Origin of the sequence: Bradyrhizobium sp. BLXBL-01, from assembly GCF_051853025.1 — a bacterium.
In the GTDB taxonomy this organism is placed as follows: domain Bacteria; phylum Pseudomonadota; class Alphaproteobacteria; order Rhizobiales; family Xanthobacteraceae; genus Bradyrhizobium.
Genome location: NZ_CP182471.1, coordinates 7,335,644 through 7,352,537, shown reverse-complemented (window position 1 = coordinate 7,352,537; position 16,894 = coordinate 7,335,644). Strand labels below are relative to the sequence as shown.

Here is a 16,894-nt window from a genome sequence, read left to right as displayed (position 1 = left end):
CGAATGCGTGCAGGCGCTGTTTCACGCCGTCGTGCCGTCGATCGAGCGGCGGATCACCTTCTGCACTTCCGTATTCGACAGGAACAGATCGTGGTTGATGATGCCCCAGCCTTCCTGGGAGGCATCGACCACGCGCACACCGAGCCCCGCGATGGCGGCCTTCTCGGCCGCGCCGACGCGGGTCATGCCGCCTGCGAGCTGCCCCGACAGTGCCAGTGCACGATCGTTGGTCGAGGCGATCACCGTGATCTTGCCGGCGAGCGGACCGATGCGCTGGATCGCCGACGAGAACACGTCCATGTCGATGTCGGGCGCGGCAAACACCACCGCGCCGATCTTGCTCGTCACCGTGTCGCCGTATCGCCCATGGAGCTGGCGCAGGCTTTCGAGCGTCAGCATGGTTCCCATGCTGTGCGCGACGATGTGCACGCGGCCGCCGCCTGGCGCCGACACCAGCGCCGAGAGCACGCGCTCGAAATTGTCGCGCGACCACATCGCGCTGTCGCGGTCATAGGCATAGTCGAACAGTCCTGCCTTGGATGGCCAGGAGAATGCCATGGTCCGGCCGCGGAACTTGATCCCGTCGGAAAGATGGGCCGCATCCAGTACCGCCGTCTCGAATGTCTGCTTGAAGCCGTGCACATAGATCAGCACGTCTCCTCCGCCCGCCTGCGCAGCGAGATCGCCGGCGTCAGTCGGCACCGGTTCGATCCGGTCAAGACGCCAATCCTCGAGTCCAACCGAGGCGAGCGAAAGTCGGCTCTCGTCCGGCGCCGCCAGCTTCGCCCGCGCGACCGTCATGCTCGTCGCACGCTCCGGCCCGAACCAGGGTTTCGCGCGGGCACCGTTGACGGGCTTGCGCGTGGTGACGACAAGCAACGTGGGGTCAGCGGACAGTGACGATGCGTCAAAGCGCGCCCCGGTCGCACCGAGCCCGGCGCATCCGCCGAGCGCGAGCGCGCTCCCTGCCGACAGGAGTCCGCCGAGAAACGCGCGGCGCGACATGGAATGATTTGTGTGTAGAAGACGTCGGCCTATCACAAGGAACCCATCGGAACTTGCCCCCGACAGCATCGCCCCATCTGCTCTCTGAATGACAATGGAGGCGAGATCGCGGCGGAGCCGCCTCGCGCATGTCATGGCGTTCAAGTGAATGCCGGGTCAGTCGACGATCTCGATGGAATGGATCTGGCACCAGTCGCGTAATGCCCGCTCCGTCGCCTTGTTGCGGTAGTGATGCCAGGCATCGATCGCTCCTCGTCGGGAGAGCAGGCCCTTGAACTTCTGATAGGCGCCGCGTTTGCTGAAGATGTAGCGAACGTCGTCGAGATCGTTCGGCAGGAACTCGCGGACGAAGGCAATCACGAGAGGCTTGCCCAGGTCGAGGTCTCGTGTGTTCGGGATCTTCAAGTATTTGGTCTGGTCCTCAATATCGTCAGGCAGGTCGTCATCCTCGATCTCCTCCAGGTCGTCCTGATCGAACTGGTAGTAGATCTTTCCTGTCTGCCTGCAGACGAAGGTGTGGCATTGCCCCATGCCGCCGTCGATGTCGGCAAATTCAAAAGCCTGGACGATGTCTCCGAATTTTACGGGCATGGGACACCTTGCCAACGGAACGACGGCGCAATGTCTGCGATCGACCCGAAGAGTATAGGCGGATAGTCCTTCGAGGCAATGAACCCTCCCAGTGTCCAGAAGGCAACAGGCCCGGCGTCGACGGGCAAAACACCCCGATCCGCTGTCAATCCCTCCCGCCAAAGATATTCCACTTTGCCGAAATTCTCCCAGCACGGACCTGCCTCCAGCAAGCATGCCGCCTCGGCGTCCGTGGTGGTGGCCGTTCTCCCCAGAATCTGCACTATGCGTTCCGCCTCCGAAGCTGCTGCCGGGCCTTTGGAGATTTGGCAATTTGCTTTTCGGAGTGACGAGATGAGTGGTTTGGTGATCTCTGGCGGCCGGGTGGTGGATCCCGCGAGCGGGATGGACGCCGTCGGTGATGTGGCGGTGGTGGACGGCAAGGTCGCCGCCATGGGCACGGGTCTCGGCGGCGCCGAGCGGGTGATCGACGCCACAGGCCTCGTGGTGGCGCCCGGCTTCATCGACCTGCACGCCCATGGCCAGTCGATCCCGGCCGACCGCATGCAGGCCTTCGACGGTGTCACGACGACGCTCGATCTCGAGGCCGGCGTGCTGCCGGTCGCGTCCTGGTATGAGCGCCAGGCGCGGAAGGGCCGCGTGCTGAACTACGGCGCGGCCACCAACTGGGCCTTTGCCCGCATCGGCGCGATGACGGGCTCCAACGCGGAGAGCTCGCTGGAGGCGTTCGGCAACGCCATGCGTGATCGCCGCTGGATGGACAACGTCGCGACCGATGCGGAGGTCGCAGGCATTCTCGAACGTCTCGGGCGCGGCCTCAACGAGGGCGGCATCGGCATCGGCATTCTCAACGCCTATGCGCCCGGCGCCGGCGTGCAGGAACTGACCGCGGTGTGTCAGCTCGCGGCGGCCAATGACGTGCCGACCTTCACCCATGTCGCCTTCATGTCGCGCATCGATCCCGAGAGCGCGGTGGAAGCCTATATCCGCCTGATCGGCTATGCCGGCGCCACCGGCGCGCACATGCACATCTGCCATTTCAACTCGTCGAGCAAGACCGACATCGAGCGCTGCCGCGTGCTGATCGAAAAGGCGCAGGCGCAAGGACTGCCGATTACGGTCGAGGCCTATCCTTACGGCACCGGCTCGACCGTACTGGCCGCCGCCTTCTTCAGCGATCCCAAATTCGTCGAGCGCAACGGCACTGGCTACGATTCCGTGCAGCGCGTCACCGACGGCTACCGCTTCCACGACCGCGAGGAGCTCTTGAAGGCGCAGGCCGAAGAGCCGTCCTCGCTGGTGCTCTGGCACATCCTCGACACCGAGAACAATGCGCATCACCGCGACCTGCTCGACATGTCGGTGCTGTATCCCGGCGGTGCCATCGCCTCCGACGCGATGCCGTGGACGCTGTCCGACGGCTCGACATATACCGGCGACGCCTGGCCGCTTCCGGATGACGCCACCTCGCATCCGCGCTCGGCGGGCTGCTTCACGAAGTTCATCCGCGAATGGGTGCGCGAGCGCAAGGCGGTGTCGCTGCTGGAAGGCGTGCGCAAATGCGCGCTGATCCCGGCCGAGATCCTGTCGCAGAGCACGCCGGCGATGCGCGCCAAGGGTCGGCTTACGAAGGACGCGGATGCCGACATCGTCGTGTTCGACTATGAGAAGCTCTCTGACCACGCAACCTTCACGGCGATGAACCGCCCGTCGGAAGGCGTGCGGCACCTGATCGTCAGCGGTCAGCCGTTGATCAGCGACGGCATTCTCGATGTGACGGCGCGGCCGGGAAGACCGGTGCGGCGCCCCGTCGTGGAGAGCTGAGCCATGCCGGTCCCGGTTCTCCTGGTGACGGGTTTCCTCGGGGCCGGCAAGACCACCGTCGTCAACCATCTGCTGGCGCATGCGGACGGGCGGCGCATCGCCGCCGTCGTCAACGATTTCGGCGCCATCAACATCGATGCGGAGCTGATCGCGGGCGCGAGCGACGGCGTGGTCAGCCTCGCCAATGGCTGCATCTGCTGCTCGCTCGAGGGCGATCTGCTGCGCACGCTCGCGACGCTGCTGCGCCGTGATCCCAAGCCCGACTATATCGTCATCGAGACCAGCGGCGTCGCCGATCCCGCCGACATCGTGCGCAACCTGATGGACCCGGTGATCCTGCGCGAGGCGCCGCTGGAAACGGTGCTCTGCGTGATCGACGCGGGGACACCGCCATCGGCCCTGGACGACGCGCTGCTGCGGTCGCAATTGCGCGTCGCCGATATCGTGGCGCTCAGCAAGCTCGATCTTGCGGACGCGGCCGCGGGAACGCGGATGCGCGAAGCCATCCGCGCCCAGCGCGTCCCCGCCGTGGTGGTCGACGCACACCATGGCGAGATACCCTCTGCGCTGCTGTTTCCCACGGCCGCCGATCGCGCGCCCGCGCCGCGCGATTCGGGACCGAAACGGCCGGTGGAGCAGCGCTTCGAGACGCTGAGCTGGATCTCCGATCACCCGATCTCGCTGCCGCACTTGCAGCAGGCCATCAGCCGGCTCGCGCCGAAGCTCGCCCGCGCCAAAGGCCTGTTCGAGACCGTCGAGCAGCCCGGACGCCAGATGGTGTTTCAGTTCGCCGCCGGCCGCGCCACGCTGGCGCTCGGCGAGGCGCCGCCGCAAGGCGTGCCGCGGACACGGATCGTCTTCATCGCCGAGCTCGGCGTGCTCTCGAAGGCCGAGCTCGACGGGATCATGGAGGGGTGTGTTGCGGGCGGCTGAGGCAAGGCGGTAGGGTCAACCGCTTCCGCCGGGAGGCACCGCCCCCTTCTCTTGCTGCGTCGATCCGAGACCGAACAATGCCAAATATCCTACCCGCCCCCGCCGATGCCGCCTCGCGCCGTGCCGCCAAGCAGGCCATCGTCTATCCGGCCGGGACGATGCCCGGGCCGGATATGGCCACGCTCGAAGCTGCCCGCCGTGCGATGATCAAGACGCACGAGTTCATCGTACCGCCACGCGATGCCCGTGCCTTTCGCGTGGCGCGCGGCCAGTTCTTCCGCATCGTCAGCATCGAAGGCCCTCAGGTCGGCGACCTCAATCTCTGGAACGCCGACAATCTCTCCGAGCGCTTCTTCAGCGGCAAGACGCGGGCGCTCCATGGCACGCATGTCGGCATCGGTGACCGGCTCTGGAGCAATATGCCCTATCTTCGGCCGATGGCGACCATCAGTCACGATACGCTCGGCTGGTACGGCTTCGACGCGGACGGCGCCGGCATTCACGATGTGATCGGCACGCGCTGCGATCCCTACACAAATCTCCTGCTAAGCGGCACGGCTTACGATCTTTGCTGCCACTCCAACCTGTCGCGTGCGCTGGCGACCGAACTGAAGATGGAGCCGCATGCGGTGGAGCATCATGTCCACGACGTGCTCAACGTCTTCATGTGCACCGGCTTCACCAAGGACACGCACCAGTATTTCATGAAGGCAAGTCCGGTCCGCCCCGGCGACTTCATCGAGTTTTTCGCGGAGATCGACCTGCTCGGCGCGTTGTCGGCCTGTCCCGGTGGAGACTGCAGCGCAACCCATTCCAGCGATGCCGCGGCATGCCATCCGCTCAAGATCGAAATCTTCGAGCCGGATCGAACGACCCTGAAGGGCTGGACCTGGCCCTCGCCGAGTGCTTATCACCGTCACCACGGTACGCATGCGGGAAGCTGAATCTCAGTCCTCGACCGGTAGTCCGTCGCCGTGCACATCATGCGAATTGCGCGATGCCGTGCCCCACCGACCAGTTCTCCTTGGGGGCGTCGAGCACGTTCACGAACACGTCCTCGGGCCGGATGCCCGGGTTCTCGCCGAGCAACTCGGCGATCCGCCGGTACAGCGCCTTTTTCTGCTCGGGGGTGCGCGAGGCGAATACGGTGATCTGGATCAGCACGGCGTCCTCGCTGCGCGTCACGCCGTAAGCGTTGCCGCAGCGGAAGTTCGCTGCTTCATGCTCGGTGATTGCCATGAACGCGTCGCCCTCGGGCACGTTCAGCGCCTCGCGCATGGCGCGATAGAGACTGTCGAGGATGGCCTGGCGGTAGTCGTCAGGCTTTCCGGCACGCATCGAGATGTGGAGGAGAGGCATCGTACGTCCCTTTGCATGCGGGCCTGATCGGCCGGCCACATGGTCCGCGCCGGCCGTCGGCTTGACGAAACGGGATATCAATCCCAATTGGTTTTTGACACGATGTCGAGAAAGCATGTTCTTGACGAAGTGTCAAATATTTTGAGGAGCAACATTTGAGGCCGCGCGAGTTCGACCATGACGACGTGCTGCGCATCGCGTTCGACCAGTTCTGGCGCAAGGGCGTGCGCGGCACCTCGCTATCGGACATCGCGCGCGACGCCGGTGTGCAGCGCGGCAGCCTCTACAATGCGTTCGGCAGCAAGGAAGCGCTGTTCCTGCAGGCCTATGAGCGCTACGCCGGGGACTATCTGCTCGCCCTGCAAAAAGCGCTCGGGACGGGGTCTTTGCGCAAACGCCTCACCGCGTTCTTCGACCTCACCATCACCAATTTCCGTTCCGGCTCGCCGCCGCGGGGATGCCCGACCACGCGCGGCCTGATGGAGCTCGGCCCGGCGGAAGGCGAAGGGTTGGACGAAGAGGCGCGCCAGGCCTTTGCGAGCCTCGTTTCCCGCATCACCACGCTGGTTCAGGACACCTTGTCGGCGGGCGCCAAGCGTGGCGAGTTCAAGGGCAATCCGGCGGCCGCAGCGCTGCACATCATCACGGTGACGCGCGGCCTTGCCGTGCTCGAACGCGCCTATGGCGACGAAGCCCAGCTGCGCAAGATCGCCGCGCACGCGATCGATCTCGTGCTCGAGAAGGGAGGTTAGGTGTCAGCAGCAGGCCAGCGCCAGCGCGTTGATCGCCTGCGTTGTCGCGTCCTCTTTCCCGGAGCCGACGAATTGGCAGACCACCGACCCGAGCTCGCCCGGCTGCTTGCGGCGCGCGACTGCCAGCAGGCGCATCAATTCCGCCTCGTCCTTGGAAAGCCGCCTGCAGGACGGCGGCATGAAGCACAGCTCGCAGGGCCGGTCGCCGCGCAGGATCCTGACGAGCGCTGCCGCGCGCGCAACCAGCAGCGGGCTGTCGGCAATGCCGGGAGCGTCCTCGGCAAAGCGATAGGCCGCTTCCCAGCAATCCGATGCGCCGGTCGCATAGGCCGCTCCGATGAAGCGGAACAGTGCCAGCGCGACGCGGGAAAAATCATCGTAGCTGTCGATGCTCGGCCGGGTCGCCAGCGCGGCTTGAAGCGGACGAGCAGCGGCTCGCCCGCGTCCGGCTTCGGCGCAGAATCGCAAATGGCCCGCATCGTGAGTGATCTCGTCAATGCAACGTCGCGCTGCCCACGAACCAGCTCTTCATCGCCATCATCCGGTCATGCTCGAAAGACTGCACGTGACGGTCGGGCAGGATGAGGCCGGCCATGCGGAAGATCGTCGCAAGCCCCTGGACCGGCGCGAGCGCCCAATCGGCACCGACCGGCGGCAGCCAGCGCTCGAACTGCTCGCGCGCGACATCGACGCGATCCTGCTGGGCCGCGGCAATTGCGCTCAAGATGCCGTGCTCGCTGTCGGACATGCGCGGACAGGTGGGGCAGTGCACTTCGATCGCCGTATGCGCGGTACAGGCAAAGATCTCGATGATGGATTCCAGCGACAGCACGGCATCGCCGACGCGGAAATGGTCGTACACCTGCTTGATATCGGCCGCCGTGGGGACGGCGCTTCCGCTGCGGGCCTTCGCGCGAAATCCCCAGATGAAGAGCCGCTCCGCCGCGCACAGCGCAGGAAGGTCGAGGGGCCTTGTGTCTGTCGATCGATGCATTGTGCCTCTTGGCTCTGGCTGCGCTCACGCCAGCGCTGGCGCGGATGATCTGCGCCGATCGTTCTGCCAGAGAGCTCTCCAAGTCAACGCGCGGAGAGGCGATGTCGAGGTGTTCTAGTTTGGAAGAATTCGTATCTCGGACGCGGTCGGTCGCTCGCCCGCAGCGATGAGCAGCAGGGCCGCCCGCCCCCGCACAATTGCGGATGCCGGAACCCGAATGCTTAAGGCTTTGCTAAGGGGGGCGGGATAAACTGGCATATCAGCCCTTCCAATTCCTGTGAGCACCGATGATTTTCTCCCGCATCAGTTTCAAGCTGGTCCTGATTGTCGGCATCAGCCTCCTCGGCATGATCGCGCTGGCGCCGGTCGCGCTCTCGACCCTGCGCACGCAGATGGTCGCCGACCGCCAGGCCAAGACCCAGCACATGGTCGACGTCGGCTACGGCATCCTGGCGCACTACCAGAAGCTCGAGAGCGAAGGAAAACTCTCGCGCGAGCAGGCGCAGGCCGGCGCCATGGCCGAGATCAAGAGCCTGCGCTACGACAAGGTCGAGTATTTCTGGATCAACGACATGACCCCCAGGATGGTCATGCACCCGATCAAGCCCGAGCTCGACGGCAAGGATCTCTCCGGGATGAAGGATCCCGCCGGCAATGCGCTGTTCATGGGCTTCGTCGACGTCGTCACCAAGCACGGTGCGGGCTTCTACGGCTATCTCTGGCCGAAGCCCGGCTTCGACCAGCCGGTCGGGAAAATCTCCTATGTGAAGGGCTTTGCGCCCTGGGGCTGGATCATCGGCACCGGCATCTATCTCGACGACGTCGACGCCGCCTTCCGCCAGAACGCGATGACCTTCGCCTATATTTGTCTCGCGGTGCTGGTCGTGGTGCTCGGGGCCTCGTTCCTGATCGGCCGTAGCGTCACCCGGCCGCTGGCCCGGATCACCGCGCTCACGGAGCGCCTTGCCGCCGGCGACAGTGCCTTCGACGTGCCCTACACCGACCGCCGCGACGAGGTCGGCGGCCTCGCCAAGGCGCTCGCCGTGTTCAAGGACAATGCATCGGCGGTGAGCCGGATGCATGCCGAGCAGCAGGAGCTGAAGCAGAAGGCCGACGACGAGAAGCGCAAGACGATGGCCGATCTCGCCGGCAAGTTCGAGGCGAGCGTCCAGGCCGTCGTCCGCGACGTCTTCGACGAGGCGCGCGCGATGCAACAGGCCGCGCAGGGCATGTCGGAAACCGCCAACAAGGCGAGCGATCGTGCGAGCTTCGTCGCCACCGCATGCCAGCAGGCCTCGAGCAACGTACAGACGGTGGCCTCCGCCGCCGGCGAATTGTCGGCCTCGATCGCCGAGATCAGCCAGCGCGTGGCACAGGCCGCGACAGTGGCCGACAAGGCCGCCGCCGACGGCCAGCGCACCAACGACACCGTGCAGGGCCTTGCCGCCGCCGCGCACAAGATCGGGGAGGTCATCGACCTCATCAACCAGATCGCCTCGCAGACCAATCTGCTCGCGCTCAACGCCACCATCGAGGCGGCTCGCGCGGGCGAAGCCGGTAAGGGCTTTGCGGTGGTCGCGAGCGAGGTGAAGTCGCTGGCGAGCCAGACCGCGAAGGCGACCGACGAGATCGGCGCGCAGATCACCGCGATCCAGGCCGAGACCAATCAGGTCGTCGGCAACATCGAGAGCATCCGCGCCACCATCATGGAGGTCAACGAGATCTCCTCGTCGATTGCCGCCGCGGTCGAGGAGCAGGGCGCCGCCACGAAGGCGATCGCGCACAGCGTGCAGGAGGCGGCCTCCGGCACCGACCAGGTCTCGCACAACATCTCCGGCGTCACCGATGCGACCGCCGAGACCGGCCAGGCCGCCGGCCTCGTGCTGCAATCGAGCGGCCGGCTGACGCACAAGCTGCAATCGCTGCAGGACGAGGTCGGCGCCTTCGTTGCGGGCGTGCGGGCAGCGTAACTGAAGCGCTGCAGGTGATCTTTTTCCGCGTCGCGGCATCGGCCGTGATGCGGAGACTGTTTTCCTTGACATGAAGTCTGCCGTGCTCGACGTGTAGCGACGTCGACTGGCGGCACGTGCGTGCCGTCCCGAAAAGAAAAGCAGCACGGGAAGGACGTCATGAACGCGGGCCTCGACGAGAAGGACTACCTCGCCAATTTGCGCGGCCTGTGGGACAAGGCCTGGCCGAAGGATCTGCCGCGCTCGCCGAATTATCTGCATGGCGAAGTTCCCCTGACGGAATATCTGCGCGCCTGGGCGAAGCGGAGTCCGGAGCGGCCCGCCGTGATCTTCTATGGCCATGTGACCACGTATGCCGATCTCGATCGGCAGAGCGATCGCTTTGCGGCGCTGCTGCAGGCGAAGGGCGTGCGCAAAGGCGATCGCGTCGCCGTCTTCCTGCCGAACTGCCCGCAATTCCACGTCGTGTTCTTCGGTATCCTGAAGCTTGGCGCGGTCCACGTTCCCATCAGCCCGCTGTCGCGCGCGTTCGAGCTGTCCTACCAGCTCAACGACACCCAGGCCGATGTGATCGTGGCGCTCGACCAGCTCATCCCCGTCGTCGAGCAGGTGAAGAGCGAGGTGCGGTTGCGCGAGATCATCGTCACCAGCTTTGCCGATGTCGTGCCGGCGGCGCCTGCGTTTCCCGCGCCGGACTCGATCCGCACGCCGCGCGTCGCGATCGCTGCCGCGACTGATCTCCTGCCGGCGCTTGCGGCAATGCCCGCACCGACGCCGCTGCCGCCGCCTCACCTCGATGATGTCGCCGCGCTCAATTACACCGGCGGCACCACCGGCATGCCGAAGGGCTGCGTGCATACCCATCGCGACATGGTCTACACGGCCGCCGCCAATTACGGCATCTCGCTTCCCTCGGACGAGAGCAGCGTGTTCCTGTCGTTCTTTCCGGAGTTCTGGATTGCGGGCGAGAATTCCGGCCTGATCTTTCCGCTGTTCTCGGGCGGCACGCTGGTTCTGCTCGCGCGCTGGGACGCCGTCGGTGCGATGGCGGCGATCGACAAGTACAAGGTCACGATCACGGCGATGCCGGTCGACAGCGCGGTCGAGATGATGGACCATCCGCGTTGGAGCGAGTTCGACCTGTCGTCGCTGCAACAGGTGCGCGTGGTCTCCTTCGTCAAGAAGCTCAACGCCGGCTATCGCAGGCGCTGGAAGGATCTGACCGGCACGATCCTGATGGAGGCAGCCTGGGGCATGACCGAGACGCACACGTCCAACACTTTCACCGCTGGCTTTCAGGACGGGGATTTCGACCTCAACAGCCAGCCGATCTTCGTCGGCCTGCCGGTGCCCGGGGCCGAGTTCAAGATCACCGATTTCGAGACCGGCGCGCTGCTGCCTCTCGGGGCGGAAGGCGAGATCCGCGTGCGCACGCCGTCGCTGCTCAAGAGCTACTGGAACAAGCCGGAGGCGACGGCGGAATCACTCGTCGACGGCTGGTTGCGCACCGGCGATATCGGCACGATCGACAAGGACGGCTTTCTGCACTTCCTCGGCCGGCGCAAGGAGATGCTGAAGGTCAAGGGCATGAGCGTGTTTCCGCCGGAGATCGAGGCGCTGCTGGGGCAGCATCCGAAGGTGCTGGGCTCAGGCGTGGTCGGCCGCGACGATCCGGACAAGGGCCAGGTGCCCGTCGCCTATATCCAGCTCAAGCCGGAAGCGATCGGCACGGTCTCGGAACAGGAGCTGCGCGCCTGGTGCGCCGAGCGCATGGCCGTCTACAAGGTTCCGGAAGTCCGCATCATCGATGCGCTGCCCCTGACGGCGACGGGCAAGGTCAGGAAGCAGGACCTCAACCCAAATCCTCCTGTCGTATAGTTGAGAGATACGATGTCGTTCAAGAAGCTCCTGATCGCCAATCGCGGCGAAATCGCCATCCGCATCGCACGCGCGGCGGCCGATGCCGGCATCGCGACGGTCGCGATCCATCCCGCCGATGATGCGCTGTCGCTGCACGTGCGCGTCGCGGACGAGGCGATCGAGATCCCCGGCCGCGGCGCGCGGGCCTATCTCGACATCGAGGCCGTGGTGAAGGCGGCGAAGAGCACGGCGTGCGATGCCGTGCATCCCGGCTATGGCTTCCTCAGCGAGAACGCGGCATTCGCGAAGGCCTGCGCCGATGCCGGCATCACCTTCGTCGGGCCGAAACCGGCCGCGCTCGAACTGTTCGGCGACAAGGTCGCGGCACGTCAGCTGGCGAAACGCTGCGGCGTGCCGATCATTGCCGGCACCAGCGGGCCGTCGAGCCTCGAGGAGATCACGGCATTCTTTACCTCGCTCGGCAGCAGCGCTGCGATCGTGATCAAGGCGATGGCCGGCGGCGGCGGCCGCGGCATGCGCGTGGTGGAGAACGCGTCCGATCTTGCGGAAGCCTATGCGCGCTGTCAGTCCGAAGCCAAGGCGGCGTTCGGCTTCGACGGCGTCTATGCCGAGCGGCTGATCCGGCAGGCGCGCCACATCGAGGTCCAGATCATCGGCGATCGCCATGGTGCGATCTCCCATCTCTGGGAGCGCGAATGCACCATCCAGCGCCGGCACCAGAAGCTGATCGAGGTGGCGCCGAGCCCATCATTGAGCGATGCCCTGCGCGGCCGCATCATCGAGGCGGCGAAGCAGCTGGCGGGTGCGGCGTCTTACGACAATCTCGGCACGTTCGAGTTTCTGGTCGACGGCACCGCGGAGGACAGCTTCGCCTTCATCGAGGCCAATCCGCGGCTCCAAGTCGAGCACACCGTCACGGAAGAGGTGCTCGGTCTCGACCTCGTCCGCGCCCAGCTCGCGGTCGCCGCAGGCAGCACGCTGGCTTCGCTGGGTCTTGCGCAAGCATCCATTCCGAAGCCGCGCGGCTATGCCATGCAGCTTCGCGTCAACATGGAAACGCTGGACGAAACCGGCGCCACGCATCCGACCGGCGGCGTTCTCGCCGTGTTCGAGCCGCCATCGGGCCCCGGCGTGCGCGTCGATAGCTTCGGCTATGCCGGCTACAAGACCAGCGCCGCTTTCGACTCGCTGCTGGCGAAGGTGATCGTGCACACGCCAGGCGAGGCCTGGCATGACGTGGTCGCGAAAGCCTCCCGGGCGCTACGCGAGTTCCGGATCGACGGTGTCGTCACCAACATTGCCTTCCTTCATGCGGTGCTCGCACATCCCGATTTCAGGACCAACCGCATCGCGACCGATTTCATTGACCGCAACATTGCCAAGCTCGTGGAAGCATCGGATGGCGCCGCCAAGCCGCTCTATTTCGCAGCAGCCGAGCGTAGTGGTGGCCACAGCGCGGAGGTGCACGTCGCGCAAGCCGTGCCCGAAGGCGCGGTGATGGTCGCGGCGCCCCTGCAAGGCACCATCGTCACCATCCAGGTGAAAGAAGGCGAGATCGTACGCCCCGGCCAGCAGCTTGCCGTGATCGAGTCCATGAAGATGGAGCATCTGGTGATGGCCGAGCAGGGCGGCCGGGTCATGAAGCTCGTCGCCGGCGACGGGGTCACGCTGATGCATGGCGAGCCGATCCTCTGTCTCGAGCCCCTCGACGTCGCCGCCGACAGCACGACGGCGGAAGCCGAGGTCGATCTCGACCATATCCGTCCCGACCTCGCCGAGCTGATCGCCCGCCAGGCCAACACGCTCGACGAGAACCGCCCCGCTGCGGTCGAGCGCCGTCGCAACACCAACCAGCGCACCGCGCGCGAGAACGTCGCCCAGCTCGTCGATGACGGCTCGTTCATGGAGTACGGCAGTCTCGCGATTGCGGCGCAGCGCCGCCGGCGCAAGCTCGACGATCTCATCAAGAACACGCCGGCCGATGGCCTCGTCATGGGCGTCGCCACGGTGAATGCAGAGAAGTTCGGGCCTGAAGGCGCGCGTTGCATCGTCGTCGCCTATGACTACACCGTGCTTGCGGGCACGCAGGGCCACATGAACCACAAGAAGATCGACCGCATGCTGAGCCTCGCGGAAGACTGGCGCGTGCCGCTGGTGTTCTATGCCGAAGGCGGCGGTGGCCGGCCTGGCGATACCGACCGGCTCGGCATGACAGGCCTCGACGGTCCGTCCTTCGTGCAGTTCGCACGGCTCTCGGGCCTCGTCCCAGTGGTCGGTGTCGTTTCCGGCTATTGCTTTGCCGGCAATGCCGCGATGCTCGGCTGCTGCGACGTCATCATTGCGACCAAGAACGCATCGATCGGCATGGGCGGCCCGGCGATGATCGAGGGCGGCGGCCTCGGTGTCTATCATCCGGCCGAAGTCGGCCCTGTCTCGTTCCAGTCGCCGAACGGCGTCATCGACATCCTGGTCGAGGATGAGGAGGAGGCGACATCTGTCGCGCAGAAATACCTGTCCTATTTCCAGGGCGCGGTGACGCAGTGGGAGGCCGCTGACCAGCGCCTGCTCCGCCGCGCAATCCCCGAGAACCGCTTGCGCGTCTACGACATCCGCAGCGTCATCGATCTCGTCGCGGACAAGGACAGCGTGCTGGAGCTGCGCCGCGACTACGGCGTCGGCATGATCACCGCGCTGATCCGCATCGAGGGCAAGCCGTTCGGCCTGATCGCCAACAACCCGCGCCATCTCGGCGGCGCTATCGATGCCGACGCCGGCGACAAGGCCGCGCGTTTCCTCCAGCTCTGCGACGCCTTCGATCTGCCTGTTGTCTCGCTGTGCGACACGCCCGGCTTCATGGTCGGCCCGGAAGCGGAGAAGACCGCGATCGTGCGCCACGTCTCCCGCATGTTCGTGACCGGCGCCAGCCTCACCGTGCCGCTGTTCGGCATTGTGCTGCGCAAGGGCTACGGTCTCGGCGCGCAATCGATGATCGGCGGCGGCTTCCACGCCTCGTTCTTCACCGCGGCCTGGCCGACCGGCGAGTTCGGCGGCATGGGCTTGGAGGGCTATGTCCGCCTCGGCTTCCGCAAGGAGATGGAGGCGATCGCCGATCCCGAGGAGCGCGAGACCTATTACCGCAACAAGGTCGCCGAGCTCTACGCCAACGGCAAAGCGGTCTCGATCGCCTCCGTGTTCGAGATCGACAACGTCATCGACCCCGCCGAAACGCGGCGCTGGATCATGGCCGGTCTGCGCACAGTGCCGAAGCCCGCGCCGAGGACGGCGAAGAAGCGGCCGTGCATCGACACGTGGTGAGGGCGGTGCAGCAACCCGGTCAGCTTAAGGCAATCCATATCAACGCCGTCTTGCCCGGGCTCGTCCCGGGCATCCACGTTCCTTGGCGCGCGCTGTAACACGTGGATGGCCGGGACGAAGCCCGGCCATGACGGCGCTGGGCCATCGCGCCATACAACTGCGTTCCGGTTCCCAATTGACATCCCCGCCTGCGGTGCCAGACTTTGCACAATAATACAGGGTGGAGACGTCCGCGATGGCCAGCCTCTCGGCCTCGAACCATGTCGCCCGTGTCTTGTCCGTCGCCAATCATGTGGCCGACGTCGATGCCTCCTCGCGGATTGCCAATTCCTGGCGGCGCTGCCTCGTCAATCACAAGCTCGATCCCGCCCGCCAGGGCCCGCCGCAGACGCTCACCGAAGCCGAGATCCGTCATGTCGCCGGGCCGATGGAGGAGACGATCCGGCTCGTCACGCCCGAGCTCGACGATCTCGCCCGCGTGCTGCGCGACGCCGGCTATTGCGTCAATCTCGCGGATGTGAACGCGACCATGCTGTTCAGCCGTCTGCCGGGCGAAGCCGACGCAAGGATGTTTCTGGACTGGAAGATCTACACCGGCTCGAACTTCGCAGAGGCTTGCGAGGGCACCAATGGGCTCGGCACCGCGCTGGCCGAGGAGAAGCCGATTCTGGTGCATCGCGACGAGCATTTTCGCGCGCAATGGCACATGTTCTCCTGCGCCGTGGCGCCGCTGTTCGACCAGGCCGGCCGGCTCGCCGGTGCCATCAACATCACCTCCTGCCGCGAAGACCTGGAGCGCGCCGCGCATCAGCTTGCACTCGCGGTGACGATGGAGGCGACGCGGCGGATGGAGGGTGCGATCTTCCGCGGTCATTTCCGCAATGCCTGGATCGCAACCGTGCCCGGTGACGGCGGCAGCGGCCTCGTCGCTTACGACGACGACCGCCGCATCGTCGGCGCCTGCCGCTCGGCGCGTGCGCTGCTCGGCCTCACCGACGGCATGATCGGCTCCGGCATCGACCTGTCGCGCTACGTCAAGTTCGATCATCACGCCGCGCGTGGCACCGGCGAGATCGTCGAGCTGCACCATGGCGATGGTCGTCCGTTGGGGCAGGGGCATGTTGCTCCGCCCCTGCGTGCGCGATCGCAGGCGCCGCGCCGCGATGCGCCGGTCGATCGCTTCGACGCGTTGCATCGGCTCGCCGGCCGCGACCCCGGCCTGATCCGAAGTGTCAAGCGGCTCCGAAGCATCGGCGATCACAATCTGCCGGTGCTGCTGCATGGCGAGACCGGCGTCGGCAAGGACGTGTTCGCGCGGGCCATTCACGGTGCGAGCAACCGCGCGCGCAACAATTATGTCGCGCTCAACTGCGCGGCGATGCCGGAAAGCCTGATCGACGCCGAGCTGTTCGGCTACGAGGCCGGCGCCTTCACCGGCGCGCGGCGCGAGGGCTCGAAGGGCCTGATCGTGCAGGCCGACGGCGGCACGCTGTTCCTCGACGAGATCGGCGACATGCCGATCGGCTTGCAGACGCGCCTGTTGCGCGTTCTGGAAAACCGCGAGGTCTGGCCGCTCGGCGCGCTCAAGCCTGCCGCTGTCGACATCCGCCTGATCAGCGCCACGCATCGCGATCTCGGCCGCATGGCGGAAGCGGGAGCCTTCCGCGCCGACCTCTACTTCCGCCTGCGCGGCATCGAGGTGCGCCTGCCCGCCTTGCGCGAGCGCGCCGACCGCGCCGACATCATTCGCCAGATCGCGGGCGAGGAGGCGCCGAACTGCCGGCTCTCGGACGAGGCATGGTCGCAGCTCGCGGCCTATCCGTTTCCCGGCAACATGCGCCAGCTCCGCCACGTGCTGCGGCTTGCCGGCTGCACGGCGGAAGATGGCGTCATCACGGATGCCGATCTCGATCTGCCGCCGTTCGGCGGACGGACGGAGCCCGACCTTGAAGCGGCCGAGCGTGCGACGATTGTCGCGGCGCTACGTAAGCATGGTGGCCGCGTGACAGAGGCGGCGCGTACACTCAAGCTGAGCCGCGCGACGCTCTATCGCAAGATCAAGCAGCTGAAAATCGAGACGGCGCAGTAGCGCTCGATTCCACGCAGCGTGCGTCCTTTCCCTCTCCCCTTGTGGGAGAGGGTGGCTCGCCGCGCAGCGGCGAGACGGGTGAGGGGTTCTCTCCGCGAGCACGTCTCTCATCGGAGTTCGCGGAGACATACCCCTCATCCGGCGCTTCGCGCCACCTTCTCCCGCAAGGGGAGAAGGTGCA

At 65.9% G+C, this 16,894-nt stretch carries 12 protein-coding genes and 1 pseudogene; 8 read left to right on the top strand and 5 right to left on the bottom strand.

Features of this window, described 5'->3' with window-relative positions:
- Positions 1-21: 21 nt before the first annotated feature.
- Complete coding sequence (locus tag ACNJYA_RS33955) at positions 22-1,005, bottom strand: alpha/beta hydrolase (RefSeq protein ID WP_439401516.1); 984 nt, start codon at positions 1,003-1,005, stop codon at positions 22-24.
- A gap of 156 nt (positions 1,006-1,161) precedes the next feature.
- Positions 1,162-1,596 (bottom strand): hypothetical protein, encoded by a 435-nt coding sequence (locus ACNJYA_RS33950; protein ID WP_172789028.1) that lies wholly within the window; start codon positions 1,594-1,596, stop codon positions 1,162-1,164.
- A gap of 333 nt (positions 1,597-1,929) precedes the next feature.
- Here ACNJYA_RS33950 and ACNJYA_RS33945 point away from each other — a divergent pair, with 333 nt between their 5' ends.
- From ACNJYA_RS33945 to ACNJYA_RS33935, 3 genes are all read left to right on the top strand, one after another.
- Entirely contained in the window at positions 1,930-3,420 is a 1,491-nt protein-coding gene (locus tag ACNJYA_RS33945; RefSeq protein ID WP_439401515.1) for an amidohydrolase family protein, read from the top strand.
- A 3-nt stretch (positions 3,421-3,423) separates the two neighbouring features.
- A complete protein-coding gene (locus ACNJYA_RS33940; protein ID WP_439401514.1) occupies positions 3,424-4,353 on the top strand; it encodes a CobW family GTP-binding protein in 930 nt (309 codons plus the stop codon).
- Between the two features lie 77 nt (positions 4,354-4,430).
- Complete coding sequence (locus ACNJYA_RS33935) at positions 4,431-5,297, top strand: urea carboxylase-associated family protein (protein ID WP_439401513.1); 867 nt, start codon at positions 4,431-4,433, stop codon at positions 5,295-5,297.
- A 37-nt stretch (positions 5,298-5,334) separates the two neighbouring features.
- Here ACNJYA_RS33935 and ACNJYA_RS33930 read toward each other — a convergent pair whose 3' ends face one another.
- Entirely contained in the window at positions 5,335-5,712 is a 378-nt protein-coding gene (locus ACNJYA_RS33930; protein ID WP_212259879.1) for a tautomerase family protein, read from the bottom strand.
- Between the two features lie 155 nt (positions 5,713-5,867).
- Here ACNJYA_RS33930 and ACNJYA_RS33925 point away from each other — a divergent pair, with 155 nt between their 5' ends.
- Positions 5,868-6,464 (top strand): TetR/AcrR family transcriptional regulator, encoded by a 597-nt coding sequence (locus ACNJYA_RS33925; RefSeq protein ID WP_212259877.1) that lies wholly within the window; start codon positions 5,868-5,870, stop codon positions 6,462-6,464.
- Between the two features lie 3 nt (positions 6,465-6,467).
- Here ACNJYA_RS33925 and ACNJYA_RS33920 read toward each other — a convergent pair.
- Positions 6,468-6,943, bottom strand: a pseudogene (locus tag ACNJYA_RS33920) (hypothetical protein).
- 14 nt (positions 6,944-6,957) lie between these two features.
- The gene (locus ACNJYA_RS33915) at positions 6,958-7,458 is read right to left on the bottom strand and encodes a hypothetical protein (RefSeq protein WP_212259873.1); all 501 of its coding nucleotides are present in this window, start codon (positions 7,456-7,458) and stop codon (positions 6,958-6,960) included.
- 287 nt (positions 7,459-7,745) lie between these two features.
- Between ACNJYA_RS33915 and ACNJYA_RS33910 the strand changes: the two genes are divergently transcribed.
- The 4 genes from ACNJYA_RS33910 (at position 7,746) to ACNJYA_RS33895 (ending at position 16,713) form a co-directional block, all read left to right on the top strand.
- Entirely contained in the window at positions 7,746-9,428 is a 1,683-nt protein-coding gene (locus tag ACNJYA_RS33910; protein ID WP_439364590.1) for a methyl-accepting chemotaxis protein, read from the top strand.
- A 159-nt stretch (positions 9,429-9,587) separates the two neighbouring features.
- Entirely contained in the window at positions 9,588-11,306 is a 1,719-nt protein-coding gene (locus tag ACNJYA_RS33905) for an AMP-binding protein (protein ID WP_439401512.1), read from the top strand.
- Between the two features lie 12 nt (positions 11,307-11,318).
- Positions 11,319-14,624 (top strand): carboxyl transferase domain-containing protein, encoded by a 3,306-nt coding sequence (locus tag ACNJYA_RS33900; protein ID WP_439401511.1) that lies wholly within the window; start codon positions 11,319-11,321, stop codon positions 14,622-14,624.
- Between the two features lie 235 nt (positions 14,625-14,859).
- Entirely contained in the window at positions 14,860-16,713 is a 1,854-nt protein-coding gene (locus ACNJYA_RS33895; RefSeq protein WP_439401510.1) for a sigma-54-dependent Fis family transcriptional regulator, read from the top strand.
- Positions 16,714-16,894 lie beyond the last annotated feature (181 nt).

Bases quoted from the DNA above. Each gene is read 5' to 3' on its own strand.
- ACNJYA_RS33945 (WP_439401515.1), top strand. From the start codon at position 1,930: ATGAGTGGTTTGGTGATCTCTGGCGGCCGGGTGGTGGATCCCGCGAGC.
- ACNJYA_RS33950 (WP_172789028.1), bottom strand. From the start codon at position 1,596: ATGCCCGTAAAATTCGGAGACATCGTCCAGGCTTTTGAATTTGCCGAC.
- ACNJYA_RS33955 (WP_439401516.1), bottom strand. From the start codon at position 1,005: ATGTCGCGCCGCGCGTTTCTCGGCGGACTCCTGTCGGCAGGGAGCGCG.
- ACNJYA_RS33940 (WP_439401514.1), top strand. From the start codon at position 3,424: ATGCCGGTCCCGGTTCTCCTGGTGACGGGTTTCCTCGGGGCCGGCAAG.
- ACNJYA_RS33930 (WP_212259879.1), bottom strand. From the start codon at position 5,712: ATGCCTCTCCTCCACATCTCGATGCGTGCCGGAAAGCCTGACGACTAC.
- ACNJYA_RS33910 (WP_439364590.1), top strand. From the start codon at position 7,746: ATGATTTTCTCCCGCATCAGTTTCAAGCTGGTCCTGATTGTCGGCATC.
- ACNJYA_RS33895 (WP_439401510.1), top strand. From the start codon at position 14,860: ATGGCCAGCCTCTCGGCCTCGAACCATGTCGCCCGTGTCTTGTCCGTC.
- ACNJYA_RS33915 (WP_212259873.1), bottom strand. From the start codon at position 7,458: ATGCATCGATCGACAGACACAAGGCCCCTCGACCTTCCTGCGCTGTGC.
- ACNJYA_RS33900 (WP_439401511.1), top strand. From the start codon at position 11,319: ATGTCGTTCAAGAAGCTCCTGATCGCCAATCGCGGCGAAATCGCCATC.
- ACNJYA_RS33905 (WP_439401512.1), top strand. From the start codon at position 9,588: ATGAACGCGGGCCTCGACGAGAAGGACTACCTCGCCAATTTGCGCGGC.
- ACNJYA_RS33935 (WP_439401513.1), top strand. From the start codon at position 4,431: ATGCCAAATATCCTACCCGCCCCCGCCGATGCCGCCTCGCGCCGTGCC.